Genomic DNA, 15,688 nt, shown 5'->3' on the forward strand with positions numbered 1-15,688 from the left:
ATGGCACAGCATCACCAATTCCGTCTCGCTATTTCGACGCACGCGGTCAAATTTGGTTCAGCTTTAGCGAATGGTGGCGCTAAGGCCTGAAAAGAATACCAATTTCGCGCAACGGGATTGTCACCCCACGAACATCATGTCGTGCGTATTCGCATTTCGAATACGTTTCTAATGGAGTCGGTTCGGATGTACCGATGCAGCCGACCCCCAGCCTGCCTACCTACTACTGCAGCCGACGTTCCATTGAATTGAAACGTCATAGCGGAGCCGGAAAGGCTAACCGTCTTCCAAGCCACTGAGGCGAAGACCCATGGAAAGACGGGCTAGTGCCGCATCGATGAGGGCGCGATCGCGTTCGCTTGCGTGGAGCGTGGTGTTGCCAGCCCTTCCGACCAGGTAGATCACGCACGCCACCTCGGTCTCGCTGAGCTCGAGCCGTCGATCGAGGCGCATGCTCGGGAGGCGGTAGCGCAAAAGGCACGTGCGGCCGCTCCCACCGCCGCGCACGACCTCGACGCGGGTCACGGGGCCGGTGCTACCGGCAAGCTGCCTTACCACGCCGCGCAGGGTGGCCGAGCGCGTGCGAGCCAACCGCACGTCGGGATCCGTGAAGAGCGCAAACATCTTGTTCCGGGAGTACAGACCCGGCACCACCGTCATGCCGACGGTCAGGGCTTCGCGATCGATGGCGCTGGGCGAGAGCCGCTCACCGCTCGTCTGACTCATCACCACCTCGGTCTTCGACTCGACGTGGCTCCCCGCTCGCTTCTTGAAGGAGCGCGGCCTGCCGCTCGTTGCGCAAGGCCGTGATGAGCTCGTCGAGATCGCCATCGATGATTCGGTCGAGCTTGTTCAGCGTGAGGCGGATGCGATGATCCGTCACGCGGTTCTGCGGATAGTTGTAGGTGCGAATCTTCTGGCTCCGCTCGCCCGTGCCCACCATGCCCCGGCGCTCGGCCGAGACCGCGGCATCTTGCTTCTCGCGCTCGATGTCGAGCAGACGACTCTTGAGGACCTTGAGCGCCTTGGCTTTATTTTTCAGCTGCGAGCGCTCGTCCTGGCACTTGACGATCATGCCCGTGGGCTTGTGCAAAATTTGGACGGCGCTGTTGGTGGTGTTGACGCCCTGGCCTCCGGGCCCGCCGCTGGCAGCGATGCTGATCTCGAGATCTTTCTCGTCGATCTGAACGTCCACGTCGTCGGCCTCGGGCAGGACGGCCACGGTGGCGGTGGAGGTGTGAATGCGTCCCTGGGTCTCCGTGGCGGGCACGCGCTGGACGCGGTGGACGCCGCCTTCGAAGCGAAGCTGGGAGTACACGTCCTTGCCGGTGATGAGGACGATGCACTCCTTGTAGCCACCCGCGGCCGCCTCGCTGAGCGAGAGGACCTCCAAGGTCCAAGCTTGCCGCTCGGCGTAGCGCGCGAACATGCGGAACAAGTCGGCCGCGAAGAGGGCGGCTTCTTCCCCGCCCTCACCGCTCCGGATCTCGACGATGGTGTTCTTCTTGTCGTTCGGATCTTGCGGGAGAAGGAGCAACTTGATGGTGCGCTCGAGGGTGTTGCGCTCGTCCTGCAGGACGGGAAGCTCCTGCTCGGCGAGGGGGCGCAGCTCCGGATCCGTCAGGGCTTCCTCGTTGTCGCGGATGTTCTTCTCGACATCGCGGTAACGCTGGAATTGGCCCACGACCGGCTCGATGTCCGAGCGCTCTTTGGTGAGCTTCGCGAGCTTTAGCCGGTCGGAAAGGACGTCCGGCTGGCACATCAAGTCGTCCAGCTCACGGTAACGGCGGGAGAGTTGTTCGAGCTTTTCGACGGGGATCATGATCGAAGATGCGACGCGGTCGCGAGCGCCTCGTAGTTGGCGAACGACACGTCGTCGGCCACCTCGGGAACCTCACCGTGTTCGCGAAAGAGCGTCGCACGCAGGGAAGCGAGGGCCACTTCGAGCTGATCGTCGTCCGGCTCGATGGTGGTGATCTTCTGCACGAGGAAGCCGGGCCAAAGGAGCGCACGGAGCGGGCCGGTGGTGCAGTAGCGCGCGAAGACGCGCTGGATTTCGAAGGTTGCGGCCGCGATGAGCGGGAGGAACGGGAGCTTCTCGAGGAAGAAGAGGACGTTGTCCGCGATGGCGCTGCCGGTGTGGATGCGCGGCAGAAGGCCACCCACCGCGGTGAAGACGAGGATGGAGACGAGGGCCACCATGACGAGGAAGGTGGTGCCGCACCGGGGATGGAGCGTGGTCTTCGCGCGCGCATTGGCGACGACGAGCTCTTCGCCCGCTTCGTAGGTGCTGATCGTCTTGTGCTCGGCGCCGTGGTACTGGAACACGCGGCGGATGTCGGGCACGCGCCGGATGAGGAGCATGTAGCCGACGACGACGGTGAGCTTGAGTGCGCCGGTGATCACCTGAAACAGCGGCGACTGCACCTCGAGTCCGAGGTTGAAAAGGCGGTTGATGCCCGCGGCGGCGGCCTGCGGCAACGCAATGAGGAAGGCGATCGCGAAAACGAGCATGACGCCCATGGCACCGCGGGCGCCTTTTTTGGCGTCCGTGCCGGAGGCGACAGCCTGACCATCGTCCGTGCTGAGCAGCGAAAACAGCGAAAGGCCAAACGCGCGCAGCAGAAGGAGCGCGGAGAGGCCTGCGGTGCTGGCTTTGCTTTTGGCGAGCTCGGCGGCTTCTTCGGCGGCGAGGTCTTTCTCGAGCTGCTCGACGGAAAACCGCAGGGACTCGCTCCCCAAACGGAGCGACTCGACCAAGGAGCTTACCCCGCGCACGAGCGGCCAGCGGCGGATGCCGACCCTCTCGTCGGCGACGGCGCGCTCGCGAACGAGCAGCGAGCCATCACGCCGGCGCACGACGATGGAAAACGAGTGGGGCGCTCGCATCATGACGCCCTCGAGGACGGCCTGGCCGCCAATGTACGGTCGGGCGGTGGCCGAAGGCGCGGGCTGCTGTCGAGTCTGCTGCAAGTCGGTGCGGGCGTCCGTCATAGTCACGGTACTATACGGTGTGGAGCAGCCCTGCGCTCGCAGAGCTGCTCCCTCGGACGACTAGGCCTTCGGCGTCTCGGCCTTGGGCGCCTCGGCGGCCTTCTTGCCGGCGACGGTCTTGCCCTCGTAGCGCTTACGGAAGCGATCGACGCGGCCGGCCGTGTCGATCAGCTTCTGCGTACCCGTGTAGAAGGGATGGCAGGCTGCGCAGACGTCGACCTGGAAATCGCCACGCGTCGAGCGGGTGACGAAGGAGTTGCCGCAGGCGCAGGATACGCGGGCGGCGGGATAATTCGGATGAATGCCTTCTTTCATGACGAGCTCCACCCCTCCGGGTATAGGAAGGGACGCGGGAACCTAGTCTCGACTGAACGGACTTGCAACTGTCGAGTTGAAACTGCTGCCCCCCTACCCTCCCCCGAGGGGGAGGGTGCCCTGGCGAATCAGAACGGGATGTCGTCGTCGCCGCCGCCGAAGCCGCTGCCGTAGTCGTCGCCCGGATCCTGGGCCGGGGCCTGAGCTGGCTGCTGGGGGCGACCGCCTCCCCCGCCACCGCCACCCCAGCCTCCGCCGCCACCCCCGGACTCGCCCCCTCCCCCGCCGCCGCCACCGCGGTTGCTGTAAGAGGAGCGCTCGGGACGGCCGCCGCCACCTTCGAAGGGCTGGTCTCCGCCGCCACGGCGCCCGCCCGCAAGGATGATGTTGTTGGCGACGATGTCCGTGCGGTATCGTTTCTCGCCATCTTTTTCGTAGCTGCTCGTGCGGAGGGATCCCTCTACGAATATGCTCGAGCCCTTACTTAGGATCTTTGCCAGCGCCTCTCCGCGCTTGCCCCAAACGGTGACTTGATGCCACTCGGTTCGTTCTTGGCGGGCGTTGTTTCGATCGAGATAAGTCTCGGTCGTGGCCAGACGAAGCTTGAGGATGGCCTGGCCGCCGGGCGTGACGCGCAGCTCCGGATCCGCCCCCAAGTTTCCGAGCAAGAGTACCTTATTGAGACCTTCCGCCATGATTTTCTCCAATGAGCCGAAGCTTGAACCGGCATTCATCGACATGAACGACACCGACAACGCCGAAGTGAATCTTTCGAACGGGATCGCCCCTGAGTCAACGGTCAAAAGCCCAGCCAAAAGGATGATATGTAGCCCGGCTGAGACCATGACCAAGCCGCGTATTTCGATCGTCATACCCGTTTACAACGAGCAGGGCATCCTGCACGCGGCCATCGTGGACCTTCGCGAGCGTCTCAAGTCGTTCGGCTGGAGCTACGAGGTCATCTTGGCCGAAAACGGCTCGCGCGACCACACGGTGGAAATCGGCGAGGAGCTATCGAAAAAGTACAACGATCCCGCCACGGGGCAGATCCGCATCATGAGCCTGGGGGAGCCCAATTACGGCAAGGCCATGAAGCAGGGCATCTTGCTAGCGCGGGGCGAACTCGTCATCTGCGAGGAAATCGACCTTTGCGATGCGGATTTTCATCGCCGCGCCATCGACATCCTCGAAACCGGCGAGGCCGACCTGGTCATCGGCTCCAAACTGGCCGACGGTTCGGAGGACGACCGTCCCATGGTCCGTCACGTGGCTAGCCAGGCCTATTCGACGATGCTCAAGCTTCTTCTCGGCTTCCGCGGGACGGACACGCACGGGCTCAAGGCCTTTCGGCGCGTGGCACTCCTCGACACCGTGCGGGCCTGCTTGGTCGACAAGGACGTTTTCGCGAGTGAGTTCGTCATCCGCGCGGATCGAGGCGGCGTGAAGATTCGGGAGATCCCGGTCCGGGTCATCGAAAAGCGGCCGCCGTCGATCAACCTCTTCAAGCGCGTGCCCAACGTGTTGAAAAACGTGGCCAAGCTCACGTACGCCATCCGCATCCGGGGGTAGGTCGGATACACTTCGCCCGGTCCTTTGGAAGCCGATCCGCGTGTTCCCTACAAGAGCCTGTTCGCTGCCTCGCTGGCGCTGCTCGCCTACAGCACGCTGACCGCGGTGGCCTTGGCCGCCTACTTCGCGCGGACGACGCAACCGTGGACGTACAACAGCGTGCTCGCCACGGTGAGCTGCGTGCTCGGGGTCGTGGCCAGCGCCATCGTGTGGCGTTGGCCATCGCGGCTTGCGCTCGTCGCGGGGATGGCGGTGATGCTTTCTTCGCTCCTTCGCGTGGGGCCGTTCAACGAGTGGACGTGGGTGTCATTCACCATGCTGGCGGTAACGACGTTGCTTCTCGTTCCGCTGGTCCACGCATTGGTCTTGCTCCCGCCGCACTCGTGATAATCGTATCGCGTGTCCGACGCGAACGGCCGGAACGGCATGGGGGTGGATGATGCGGCGGTGGATGCGTCGTACGATGTGGCGGTCATCGGAGGCGGCGTCAATGGCACCGGCGTCGCGCGCGATCTTTCCCTGCGCGGGCTGCGCGTGGTGCTTTTCGAACGGCACGATTTGGCCTTTGGGGCGAGCGGCAATTCGAGTGGGATGATCCACGGCGGGGCGCGGTACCTGCCGACGAATCCGAAGGTGACGCGGCAGTCGTGCCAGGACTCGGGGTACATCCAGCAGATTGCACCGCATCTTTTGTTTCGCATTCCGTTCCTGATGCCGGTGCGTGCGGGGGCGCGCGGGCGGATCATGATCGAGCTGCTCGATGCCTTTTTTCGAGCGTACGATCGATACCAACCGCTCAAGCGCGGGGAGCTTCACACGCGGCTCGATGGTCAGGAGCTCGCGCACCTGGAGCCGGGGCTGCACGGCGATCTGGTCGGCGGGGTGACGTTCGACGAGTGGGGCGTCGACGGGACGCGGCTGTGCGTGCTCAATGCGCTCGACGCGAAGGAGCGCGGGGCGGCGGTGCACGTGCATACGACGGTGGAGTCGCTGGCCCGAGGACCGGGTGAGCCGCGGCGCTACGTGATTCGTGCGCGCGATCGTCTGACGCAAAAGGCATTTGCGGTGGAGGCGACGAACGTCGTCAATGCAACGGGGGCCTGGGGGCCCATCACGGCGACGTTGGGAAAGCTTCCGGGCGAACGCGTGCGGGTGCGGCCGGCCAAAGGGATTCACGTGGTGTTCGATCGGCGGCTGTCGAACTACGCGATTTTGACGGAGGCCATCGACGGTCGGCAGATTTTCCTCGAGCCGTGGGAAAACATGAGCGTCATCGGAACGACCGACGACGACTTTTTCGGGGACCTGGACGACGTGGTGGCGACCAGCGAGGAGGTTCGCTACCTGGTCCAAGGCGTGGCCCGGGTGTTTCCCGCGATTCGGGAAGCGCGCGCGATTGGGACGACCGCGGCGGTGCGCCCGACGCTGTACGAATATGGGCCCAACGAGGATGCGCTGTCGCGGGAGCATGCCATCGTGGACCACGCGCAAGACGGGGCGCCCGGCGTGTACTCGATGATCGGGGGCAAGCTGGCGAGCTACCGTCTCTTCGCGGAGGAGATGGCGGATCGGCTCGCGCCCGGGACGACGTGCTCGACGCACGTGAAGGCGCTACCCGGGGGCGATGCGGTGCCAGACGCGTTGGCGGTGGCCGAGCAGAACGAGCTGACGCCGGTGGCGGCGCGGCGGCTGGTCTATCGGCACGGGTCGCGGGCGAAGCGCATTTTGCAACGCATGGTGCGGCGGCCGCGCGAGCGCGCGGTGGTGTGCCCGTGCGAGCCGGTGTTCGAGGCCGAGGTGCGGCACGTGCTGCAAGAAGAGATGGCGCGCTCGGTGGACGATGTCGCGCGTCGGACGCGTTTGGGGCTAGGAGCCTGCGGAGGAATGCGCTGCGCGGCGCGCTGCGGGCAGATCGTGGCGGACGAGCTCGGGCTGGCGCCGCACGAAGGCATCGAGCAGGCGCGCACGTTTCTCGAGGGGCGCGCGAAGACGCGCATCGTGGCGATGGGGCCCGGCCAGGCGCGCCAGGAGGCGCTGGCGATGGCGCATCTGCGCGCGACGATCGGGTCGAAGGGTCGGACGTGAAGCCCGTGGTCGTGGTGGGGGCTGGCGCGGCGGGGTTGGGGGCGGCGCTTCGTCTGGCGCATGGGGGCTGCCCGGTGCAGGTGATCGATGGCGCGGCGGGGGCGACGGCGCTGTCGTGCGGTGCGGTGGACGTGACGCCGTGGGAAGATGGGGATGCGGGCGAGCGCGTCGAAGACGAGGCGCTGCAGCTGTTGGAAGGGCTCGGGTTGCATCGGGTGGCCGGCGCGCTGTTGGCCACGACGGCGGGCATCCTGCGCGGGGCGGGTGGTGCCGATCGGGCGCTGCTGGATGTGGGTGCGTGGCGTGGCGGGACGGTGTTGGTGCCGCGCACGGACCATCCCGGTTGGGATGGCGGGGTGCTCGCGCGATCGTGGAGCGATACGGAGACCGCCCGGGCGCGCGGGCTGACGTTCACGGCGGTGGATGCGACGCTGTTGCGTTTTCGGGAGGAGCGGGCTCTCTGCGATGCGGACATTGCCGCGCGGCACGATGACGCCGCACGACTCGGCTGGCTTGCCGAACGGCTGCGCGAGGCGCTCGCCCGCCACGGGCGTTGCGTTGGGGTAATTCTTCCCCCGTGGCTGGGGGTCGAGGCCCCGCGTGCGGAAGCCTTGTCCGAGCGGGTCGGGCTTCCTTGCGGGGAGGCGCTGTCGGCGTTGGCCTCGGCCGCGGGCCGCCGTTTCGAGTTTGCGCGCGATCGCGCGCTGGCGCGGGCCGGTGTTTCGGTGCGGCGCGGCTGGGTGCGTCGTGTCGTGGCGTCGTCGCCGTGGACGGTGGAGTTGGAGGACGGGGAGCCCCTCGCCGCGTCGGCCGTGGTGCTCGCCGCGGGCGGGTTGGTGGGCGGAGGTATCGCCTACGATCCGAGCGAGGCGCAGGTGGCCAGTGAGGTGCCCGCACAGGCACGGCCCGTGTTCCGTACGGGCATCGAGGCGCCGGGGATGCTGGGCGCGGGCGGGCGGCCGCTGGAGCTACCGGGCTCGCTGTTTGGTGTGCCGCCCGAGTCCATCGCGTGGCCTTTTGCAAGGGATCCGCTGATGGACCGGGTGGGGCTGCTCGTGGACGGTGCGATGCGTGTGAAGGGCGCACCGGGCGGACTCCTCGCCTGCGGCGATCTCGTGGCCGATCGGCCGCGTACGTGGCTCGAGGCCTGGAGGTCGGGAGTCCGCGCCGGAAACGCGCTGTGCGGGATGCTACTTGGCGGCGAGGACGTCGACCTTCACGATGCTCGGGGGTGAAGCGAGCAGTTCGTCGGCTTTACCGAGGAGGGCCTTGGCAATGGGCCCTTCGATGTGCGCGGTGCGGCCGGTTTCGTCGGCAAACGCGTCGAAGATGCCGAAGGTGCGCGGGCCCGACTGAAACGCGTACCAGACCACGGTTCCATGTTCCGCGGCGGCGAGGGCCTGTGCGCTTTTGAGAAAGGCCGACAGTTCTGCTTCTTTTCCGGGCTTGGCTTCGAGCGTCGCGAGAAATCCGACTTTCAACATGGGAAAACTCCTTTGGTTGCGGGGACGGGCGAGAAAGTAGGCTGCGCGGGCCAAAAGCGGCAGTGGCGGAAACGCCACATATCGTATCATTTACGCCATGAAGATTTCGGTGCTCGTTCTGGAGGACGTGTTCGACACGGGGCTGTCGGCGGTGCTCGATACCCTCGAGACGGCAAACGAGTTGGCCGGCGAGTGTTCGCGGCACGATGTCCGATGCGTGGGCGTGCGGGCCGGCGTGCGCACGCACCAGGGCTTCGGGGTGCCATTGGCGCCGAAGCCGCACCGCGCTCCCGATCTCGTGGTGCTGCCGGCCTTGGCGTGCAAGCAGCCGGAAACCATCGTGGCGGCGTTGGCGCGCCCCGATGTGGCCGACGCGATCGTGCTGCTCAACCGATGGCACGCGCATGGGGTGCGCATTGCGGCGGCGTGCACGGGGACGTTCGTGCTCGGGCGCGCGGGGCTGCTCGATGGCCATCGCGCGACGACGAGCTGGTGGCTCGGTCCGGCGTTTCGGCGGGAGTTTCCTTCGGTGGAGCTCGATCACGATCAGATGGTCGTCGCAGACCGCGGGACGCTTACGGCGGGGGCAGCGCTTGCGCACGTCGATCTCGCGCTCACGGTGATTCGCGAGCGCAGTCCGAGCCTGGCCGATCTGGTGGCGCGCCACCTTTTGGTCGAGGATCGAGCTTCTCAGGCGCCCTTCATTGCGCCGGGGCACATTGCCCACGACGACGAGCTCGTGAAGCGATTCGAAACGTGGACGCGCCGGAACATCGCCGAGTCGTTCGATCTCGCGCGGGCGGCGCGCGCCGTGGGAGCAAGCGAGCGCACGCTCCAACGGCGCATCCGCATGGTGCTCGGACGGTCGCCGATTGCCTTCGTGCAGGATCTGCGTCTCGAGCGGGCCGCCCACTTGTTGCGGACCACGCGCGACAACGTCGACAACGTCGCCCGCCTGGTGGGCTACGAAGACGGCGCCACGCTGCGCGTTCTCATACGCCGCAAACTCCGTACCAGCGTCCGTGACTTGCGACGCACAGGGTAACGGGGGGAGGCGGACAAACGCGTGCGTCAACGAGCGCTCCGCGCGTTCGCACACGTTCTGCTGCTGGCTTTTCTTATTTGCCAGACGAAAGGGGGGCAAGAGTTCCGGTGGATACGGTCAGTTCTGTACGAGCCGCTTCCCCAACGTGGAATACCGCCACCGGTCGGCGCCCGCGGCGCTTCCCTTCACACGCCACATGTTGTTCCCGCTTATTCGGGGCTCCCTCAGGAGCCGGGTTCCGACGTTCACGGGCATGCGACGAGCTGTCGACTCCCAACCTTACCAAATGTCGACCCATCGTCTGCGGCCCCGACGGGAGCGGCGTCCGGAACACCGCGACGCCGAGGCCTACCCTGCCCTCTGCCAAGACGGTGCCAAACGACAATTGGCCCACTTGCCCAGCAAAACCCGGCACACGGTCCGCGCCTTGGCCTGTCCGGGACGATTCGCAACCTGTCCCGGACAGTTGTCCCGTCCCCGCCCCGCGCGTTAGCGCTTGCGGCGCTCCAAGAGAATGCCCATGAGCACCTTGCGGAACGAGGTACGCGGGTAGCCGGCCTCGCGGGCGGCGGCGCTCATGTTGTTGTCATGCTTCTCCAACAAAGCTTTGGCCGTCTGAGGCGTGAGGGAAAGCGGGGGGCGCGAGTCCGCCCGTGGATTCAGGGCGCGCTCCACGTGAACCGCCTCGATGACGCCCGCATTGTCGCACGCCAGATCGGCCGAACGAAGGAGCACGTTGCGCAACTCTCGAACGTTGCCGGGCCAATCGTGCGAGGAAAGACGATCCACCGCGCCAGGAGCGAGCGTGCGCGCACCAATGCCCGCGCACGAGGAGGCCAGCAGCGTGCGCGCAATCACCGCGATGTCTCCTTTTCGATCGCGCAGAGCCGGTATGTCGACGATGAAGCCCTCGAGGCGATGGTAAAGGTCGCGCCGGAAGAGCCCCTGGTCGATCCGCTCGTCGAGCGAGACGTGGGACGCGGCCACCACGCGTACATTGGGGCGGTAACCGCTGCCGGTCGCTCCGACCCGGCGCACCTCGTATCCATCGAGCGCGCGGAGCAGCTTCGGCTGCGCTTCGACGGGCAGCTCACCGATTTCGTCGAGAAACAGCGTACCGCCTTCGGCATCGGCGAAGGCTCCGGTACGGCGCGACGTGGCGCTGGTAAACGCGCCCCGTTCATGCCCGAACAACTCCGATTCGACGAGCTCGCGCGGAAGCGTCGACACGTTCAGGGCGATGAAAGGTCGCTCCTTGCGCGGCCCCTCCGTGTGCAGTGCACGGGCGATCAGTTCTTTGCCCGTGCCGGTCTCCCCCGAAATGAGAACGGCATTGGGATAGGCGGCGATTCGCCGGACGAATTCCGTCATGCGGCGCATCGGCAGCGAACTCCCCGCAACGCCGGGGAGCGGTTGAAATGTGCCTCCGTCGCTGAGCACCACCTCGCGAGCTCCCTCGCTCAATGTCAGGGTCGAACGCCCAATCGTGATGCTCGTCCCTACGGCACACCACGCATCTTTCACCCGAGCGCCGCCAACGAAGGTGCCGTTCTTCGAACCGAGATCGCAAAGCGAAATGCCGTCTCGACTCACCACGATGGAACAATGGCGGGCGCTCACCGCGGGATCGCACACCTTGATTTCAGCCTGCGGAGACGAACCGACAACGAAGCGGCCCGGGGCAAGAGGCAGATACTGAACCCCCGCGCTGTCACATACCTCGAGCACCCACGAACCGCTGCTCGGGCCTTCTGAAATGGTCAATGTCGGCTTGTCTTCCATGTCCACGTCCCTCCGAGACATTCATCGGATTACGGCCGGCGCCGGTTGCGCACTTTGGAGGGCGGCGGCATAACGTGATGGATTTCATTACGAAAAAAAAGACAACCATGCCGCTGCCCGATTCCTTTCATCCCGCCGTTCGCCATTGGTTCGAGCACACGTTCGATGCGCCAACCGAAGCCCAATCCAATGGGTGGCGGGAAATCGCCGCGGGCCGCGACACGTTGATCGCCGCGCCCACGGGCTCGGGAAAGACGCTCGCCGCGTTTCTCGCCAGCCTCGATGCGCTGGTGCAAAAATCCTATACGAAGGATCTCCCCACCCCTAAAGGCCAGCGCAAAATCGAGGTCGTCTACGTCTCACCGCTCAAGGCGCTGAGCAGCGACGTTCAGCGCAATCTCGAAATGCCGCTCGAAGGCATTCGTGAGGCCGCCGTCACCCTCGGGCTCGAGCCGCCCGCCATTCGCACCGCGCTTCGTACGGGCGACACCACCCCGGCGGCACGCGCGGCCATCGTGCGTGACGCGCCGCATATTCTCATTACGACGCCCGAGTCGCTTTACTTGATGCTCACCGCCGAGCGCACGCGTGCGCTGCTGACCGACGTGAGCACGGTCATCGTCGATGAGCTTCACGCCCTCATGCGCGACAAGCGCGGCAGCCACCTCGCGCTCTCACTGGCGCGCCTCGACGCCGTCACGAGACGGCGCCCGCAGCGCATCGGCTTGTCGGCCACCATCCACCCCATCGAGGAGGCGGCCCGCTTTCTCACCGGCCCGAACCGGCCGTGCGCCATCGTCAACCGAGGGCACCGGCGCGATGTCGAGCTGCGCATCGAAGTACCCCAGACGGATCTCCAGGCCGTCCCCACCCACGAACAGTGGAAGGAGATTTACGACCGCATCGCCGCGCTCGTTGGGGAAACGCGCACCACCTTGGTCTTCGTCAACACGCGGCGCATGGCGGAGCGGGTCGCGCACCATCTCGGTGAGCGGCTCGGCGAGGACCGCGTCGCGGCCCACCACGGAAGCCTCTCCAAAGAGCGCCGGCTGCGCACCGAGCAGCGCCTCAAGGCCGGCGACATGCGCGCGCTCGTGGCCACCGCATCCCTCGAACTGGGCATCGACATTGGCTCCGTCGACCTCGTCTGCCAAATCGGCTCGCCGCGCGCCATTACCACGTTTCTGCAGCGCATCGGGCGTGCAGGCCACGGGCTCGGCCGCATCTCGCGCGGCCGCCTCTTCGCCACCTCCCGCGACGAGCTCCTCGAATGCGCCGCCGTCATCCGCGGCGTCGCCTCGGGGCACCTCGATCGCATCGAGCCGCCGAAGGCTCCGGTCGACGTCCTCGCCCAGCACATCGTCGCCGAATGCTCCGCGCGCGAATGGGACGAAACGGCGCTCTACGAGCTCGTTCGCCAGAGCGCACCCTACGCCGACCTGCCGCGCCAAGCCTTCGACGAAGTCGTCGACATGCTCTCCACGGGCGTCGCACCGCGGCTCGGGCGCAATGCCGCACTCCTCCATCGCGATCGGGTCGCCAACCAGCTTCGTGGCCGGCGCGCGGCACGCATCATCGCGCTCACCAATGGCGGCGCCATTCCGGACGTCGCCGACTACCGCGTCATCCTCGATCCGGACGAGACCCTGGTCGGCACGGTCAATGAAGATTGGGCCATCGAAAGCATGGCCGGCGATGTCTTCGTCCTGGGCACGCATTCGTGGCGCATCCGCCGCGTCGAATCGCGCAAGGGCATCATGCGCGTCGAGGATGCCCAGGGCCTCCCGCCGTCGGTTCCTTTTTGGCTCGGCGAAGCACCCTCGCGCACCTGGGAGCTCTCCGCCGAGGTGAGCCGCCTTCGCGCCGACGTCGTCGCCTATCTGGACGGCCGCGACGGCCGGCGCGACGTCCCGCCGTGGCTGGCCACCGAATGCGCACTCACGGAGGAAGGCGCGGCGCAGGTCGCCGAATACGTCACTGCACAGCGCGATGCGCTCGGCGTCGTCCCCACGATGGACGACATCGTCTTCGAGCGGTTCTTCGACGAGGCGGGCGGTATGCAACTCGTCGTGCACGCTCCCTTCGGCGGACGCGTGAACCGCGCCTTCGGGCTCGCGCTGCGCAAACGATTTTGCCAAACCTTCGATTTCGAACTTCAGGCCGCCGCCACCGACGATGCCATCGTGCTCTCGATGGGCACCATGCATAGCTTTCCGCTGCAGGATGCCTTCCACTTCGTGCGCAACGAGCAGCTCGACACGACCCTCGAGCAGGCCATCCTCGTGGCCCCCATGTTCGGGGCGCGGTGGCGCTGGAACGCCGGCCGCGCGCTCGCCGTTTTGCGCCATTCCCATGGCAAGAAGGTTCCCCCGTTCATTCAAAGGATGCGCGCCGACGATTTGCTCGCCGCGGTGTTCCCCGCGCAGGTTGCCTGCCAGGAAAATGCCACGGGTCCATTGGAGATCCCCGAGCACCCATTGGTGCGCCAAACCGTGCACGACTGCCTCTTCGAGGCCATGGATACGGTGCGCCTGCACGATCTGCTCGCGCGCATGGACCGGGGCGAGATCCGCATGCACGCGCGCGACACGACGGAGCCCTCGCCATTCTCGCACGAGGTCCTCAACGCGAAGCCTTACGCCTTTCTCGACGACGCCCCGCTCGAGGAACGCCGTGCCCGCGCCATTTCTTTGCGCCGCACGCTGCCGGAAAACCAACGCGATCTCGCCGCCCTCGATGCCGACGCCATCGCGCGCGTGGTGGCGGAAGCGCGCCCCTCCCCGCGCAACGCCGACGAACTGCACGACGTCCTCCTCGGGCTCGTCGTCGCGCCCATCGAAGGCGAGGCCCGCGCCTGGCTCGATGAGCTCGTGCGCACCGGAAGGGCCGCACTCGTGACGACCCGCGCGGGCGCGTTGGCCTTCGCGACAGAACAAATCGGTGCCATCCGTGCCCTTTACGGCGCCCATGCGCCGATCCCCGACATCGCCCTGCCGCCACACATCGCCACGGAAACGCCCACGCACGACGAGGCCGTCCTGCGCACCGTGCGCGGTCACATCGAGAGCATGGGCCCCTTTCGGCCTACGGCGCTCGCCGAGCAATTGGCACTCGAGGCGTCGGACGTGGCCATTGCGCTCGGGCAGCTCGAATCGGAAGGGTTGGTGCTTCGCGGCCACTTCACGCCCGGCGCTTCGCACGACGCGGAGCCCGAGGTCTGCGATCGCCGACTTCTCGCGCGCATTCATCGTTACACGCTCGACCGGCTTCGCAGCGAGATCGAACCGGTGAGCGCGCAGGATTTCATGCGCTACCTCTTCGAGCGTCATCACTTGTCCGTGCGGACGCGTTCCGGCGGACGCGCGGGCCTGCGCGAAGCCATTGCCATGCTGCAGGGCTTCGAGCTCGCCGCGGCATCGTGGGAAAAGGATGTCCTCACCCCGCGCGTGGCCGGCTACCGGACCGAGTGGCTCGATCAATTGTGCCTCGAAGGTGAGGTCGCGTGGGCGCGCCTCTCCCTGCGCAAATCGACATCGAGCAATGGGACCGGCGGAGGTGCGCGGCTTGCCGCGCCCGACTTTCAACGCCGGGCTTCCCGCGCCACCCCCATCACCATGGCCCTGCGCGCAGACCTCGATTGGCTGCTCGAAGCCGTCCGCGGCAGCGATCCCGCGCCCCATCCCGACGGCTCCCCCGTTCTCGAAGCCCTTCGCCGCCGCGGCGCGCTCTTTCTCGAGGATCTCGCCAAAGTCACCCAGCTCGATCGCACCGATCTCACCGGCGCCCTCTGGGATCTCGTCGGTTCCGGCCTCGTGGCCGGCGACGGCTTCCTTCCCTTGCGCGAACTGCTCCTATCGGGCCAAGCGGCCGCGCGCCGTAAAAAACGGGCCTTTCAAGGACGCTGGTCCCTCCTCGAGCGCATGTCCCCCGACACCACCCCGATCGACGAACTCGCCGACCGCGTCGCAGGGCAGCTTCTTCTCCGCTATGGCGTCGTCTTTCGCGAACTCGTAGCCCGCGAAAGCTTCTCCGTTCCCTGGCGCCATGTGGTGCGCGCACTTCGATTGCGCGAGGCGCGCGGTTTGGTGCGCGGCGGCCGATTCGTGGCCGGATTCATTGGAGAGCAATATGCACTTCCGGAAGCCGTCGACGCATTGCGACGCGTGCGTCGCCAGGAGCGGACAGGCGACATGGTGCGCATTCGCGCCTCCGATCCGCTCAATCTCGTGGGGATTCTCCTTCCCGGTGCACGCATTCCCTCGCATCACGGTGCGTCACTCATGTTTCGCGATGGCGCGTTGATAACGGATCAGCCAATGATTAATCCGCCTATCGCGGATTCGCCCAATTCCATTACAAGCTATAATTGACAATCAAGAATACCTCATGACAATGGCCGCTTCCAAATTCTGGA

At 66.2% G+C, this 15,688-nt stretch carries 13 protein-coding genes; 6 read left to right on the forward strand and 7 right to left on the reverse strand.

The window, feature by feature from the left end:
- Positions 1-276: 276 nt before the first annotated feature.
- From LVJ94_24275 to ssb, 5 genes are all read right to left on the reverse strand, one after another.
- Positions 277-726, reverse strand: a complete 450-nt coding sequence (locus LVJ94_24275) for a hypothetical protein (GenBank protein WXB10333.1) — start codon at positions 724-726, stop codon at positions 277-279.
- Positions 707-1,825 (reverse strand): peptide chain release factor 1, encoded by a 1,119-nt coding sequence (gene prfA / locus LVJ94_24280; GenBank protein ID WXB10748.1) that lies wholly within the window; start codon positions 1,823-1,825, stop codon positions 707-709. Before prfA ends, LVJ94_24275 begins: the two co-directional genes overlap by 20 nt.
- On the reverse strand, positions 1,819-2,994 hold the full coding sequence (locus LVJ94_24285; protein ID WXB10334.1) for a DUF1385 domain-containing protein: 1,176 nt from the start codon (positions 2,992-2,994) through the stop codon (positions 1,819-1,821). The genes prfA and LVJ94_24285 overlap by 7 nt, the downstream gene beginning before the upstream one ends.
- A 60-nt stretch (positions 2,995-3,054) precedes the next feature.
- Positions 3,055-3,309, reverse strand: coding sequence for a 50S ribosomal protein L31 (gene rpmE / locus LVJ94_24290; protein WXB10335.1), 255 nt, complete (start codon positions 3,307-3,309; stop codon positions 3,055-3,057).
- A gap of 128 nt (positions 3,310-3,437) precedes the next feature.
- Positions 3,438-4,004 carry a single-stranded DNA-binding protein gene (gene ssb / locus LVJ94_24295; GenBank protein WXB10336.1) on the reverse strand — a complete coding sequence of 189 codons (567 nt, stop codon included), beginning with the start codon at positions 4,002-4,004 and terminating at the stop codon, positions 3,438-3,440.
- Positions 4,005-4,152: 148 nt separating this feature from the next.
- On the opposite strand from ssb, the gene LVJ94_24300 reads away from it, so the two are divergent.
- From LVJ94_24300 to LVJ94_24315, 4 genes are read left to right on the forward strand one after another with little or no spacing between them, the layout of a single operon-like run.
- Positions 4,153-4,878, forward strand: coding sequence for a glycosyltransferase (locus LVJ94_24300; GenBank protein WXB10337.1), 726 nt, complete (start codon positions 4,153-4,155; stop codon positions 4,876-4,878).
- Between the two features lie 24 nt (positions 4,879-4,902).
- The gene (locus LVJ94_24305) at positions 4,903-5,265 is read left to right on the forward strand and encodes a hypothetical protein (protein WXB10338.1); all 363 of its coding nucleotides are present in this window, start codon (positions 4,903-4,905) and stop codon (positions 5,263-5,265) included.
- A 12-nt stretch (positions 5,266-5,277) separates the two neighbouring features.
- Complete coding sequence (locus tag LVJ94_24310; protein WXB10339.1) at positions 5,278-6,963, forward strand: glycerol-3-phosphate dehydrogenase/oxidase; 1,686 nt, start codon at positions 5,278-5,280, stop codon at positions 6,961-6,963.
- Positions 6,960-8,198, forward strand: coding sequence for an FAD-binding protein (locus LVJ94_24315; GenBank protein WXB10340.1), 1,239 nt, complete (start codon positions 6,960-6,962; stop codon positions 8,196-8,198). Before LVJ94_24310 ends, LVJ94_24315 begins: the two co-directional genes overlap by 4 nt.
- Here LVJ94_24315 and LVJ94_24320 read toward each other — a convergent pair.
- Complete coding sequence (locus LVJ94_24320; GenBank protein WXB10341.1) at positions 8,154-8,447, reverse strand: antibiotic biosynthesis monooxygenase; 294 nt, start codon at positions 8,445-8,447, stop codon at positions 8,154-8,156. The two genes, LVJ94_24315 and LVJ94_24320, sit on opposite strands and share 45 nt — an antisense overlap.
- Positions 8,448-8,544: 97 nt before the next feature.
- Between LVJ94_24320 and LVJ94_24325 the strand changes: the two genes are divergently transcribed.
- A complete protein-coding gene (locus LVJ94_24325) occupies positions 8,545-9,492 on the forward strand; it encodes a helix-turn-helix domain-containing protein (protein ID WXB10342.1) in 948 nt (315 codons plus the stop codon).
- 489 nt (positions 9,493-9,981) lie between these two features.
- Here LVJ94_24325 and LVJ94_24330 read toward each other — a convergent pair whose 3' ends face one another.
- Positions 9,982-11,274 (reverse strand): sigma 54-interacting transcriptional regulator, encoded by a 1,293-nt coding sequence (locus LVJ94_24330; GenBank protein WXB10343.1) that lies wholly within the window; start codon positions 11,272-11,274, stop codon positions 9,982-9,984.
- A gap of 107 nt (positions 11,275-11,381) precedes the next feature.
- Here LVJ94_24330 and LVJ94_24335 point away from each other — a divergent pair, with 107 nt between their 5' ends.
- Complete coding sequence (locus tag LVJ94_24335) at positions 11,382-15,644, forward strand: DEAD/DEAH box helicase (protein ID WXB10344.1); 4,263 nt, start codon at positions 11,382-11,384, stop codon at positions 15,642-15,644.
- Positions 15,645-15,688: the final 44 nt, after the last annotated feature.

It is taken from the genome of Sorangiineae bacterium MSr11367 (genome assembly GCA_037157805.1).
Taxonomy (GTDB): domain Bacteria; phylum Myxococcota_A; class Polyangia; order Polyangiales; family Polyangiaceae; genus Pendulispora; species Pendulispora rubella.

What these genes read in the sequence shown, in the direction of transcription:
- LVJ94_24335 (WXB10344.1), top strand. Translation starts at nt 11,382, where the DNA reads ATGCCGCTGCCCGATTCCTTTCATCCCGCCGTTCGCCATTGGTTCGAG.
- rpmE (WXB10335.1), bottom strand. Translation starts at nt 3,309, where the DNA reads ATGAAAGAAGGCATTCATCCGAATTATCCCGCCGCCCGCGTATCCTGC.
- ssb (WXB10336.1), bottom strand. Translation starts at nt 4,004, where the DNA reads ATGGCGGAAGGTCTCAATAAGGTACTCTTGCTCGGAAACTTGGGGGCG.
- LVJ94_24285 (WXB10334.1), bottom strand. Translation starts at nt 2,994, where the DNA reads ATGACGGACGCCCGCACCGACTTGCAGCAGACTCGACAGCAGCCCGCG.
- LVJ94_24275 (WXB10333.1), bottom strand. Translation starts at nt 726, where the DNA reads ATGAGTCAGACGAGCGGTGAGCGGCTCTCGCCCAGCGCCATCGATCGC.
- LVJ94_24320 (WXB10341.1), bottom strand. Translation starts at nt 8,447, where the DNA reads ATGTTGAAAGTCGGATTTCTCGCGACGCTCGAAGCCAAGCCCGGAAAA.
- LVJ94_24300 (WXB10337.1), top strand. Translation starts at nt 4,153, where the DNA reads ATGACCAAGCCGCGTATTTCGATCGTCATACCCGTTTACAACGAGCAG.
- LVJ94_24330 (WXB10343.1), bottom strand. Translation starts at nt 11,274, where the DNA reads ATGGAAGACAAGCCGACATTGACCATTTCAGAAGGCCCGAGCAGCGGT.
- LVJ94_24325 (WXB10342.1), top strand. Translation starts at nt 8,545, where the DNA reads ATGAAGATTTCGGTGCTCGTTCTGGAGGACGTGTTCGACACGGGGCTG.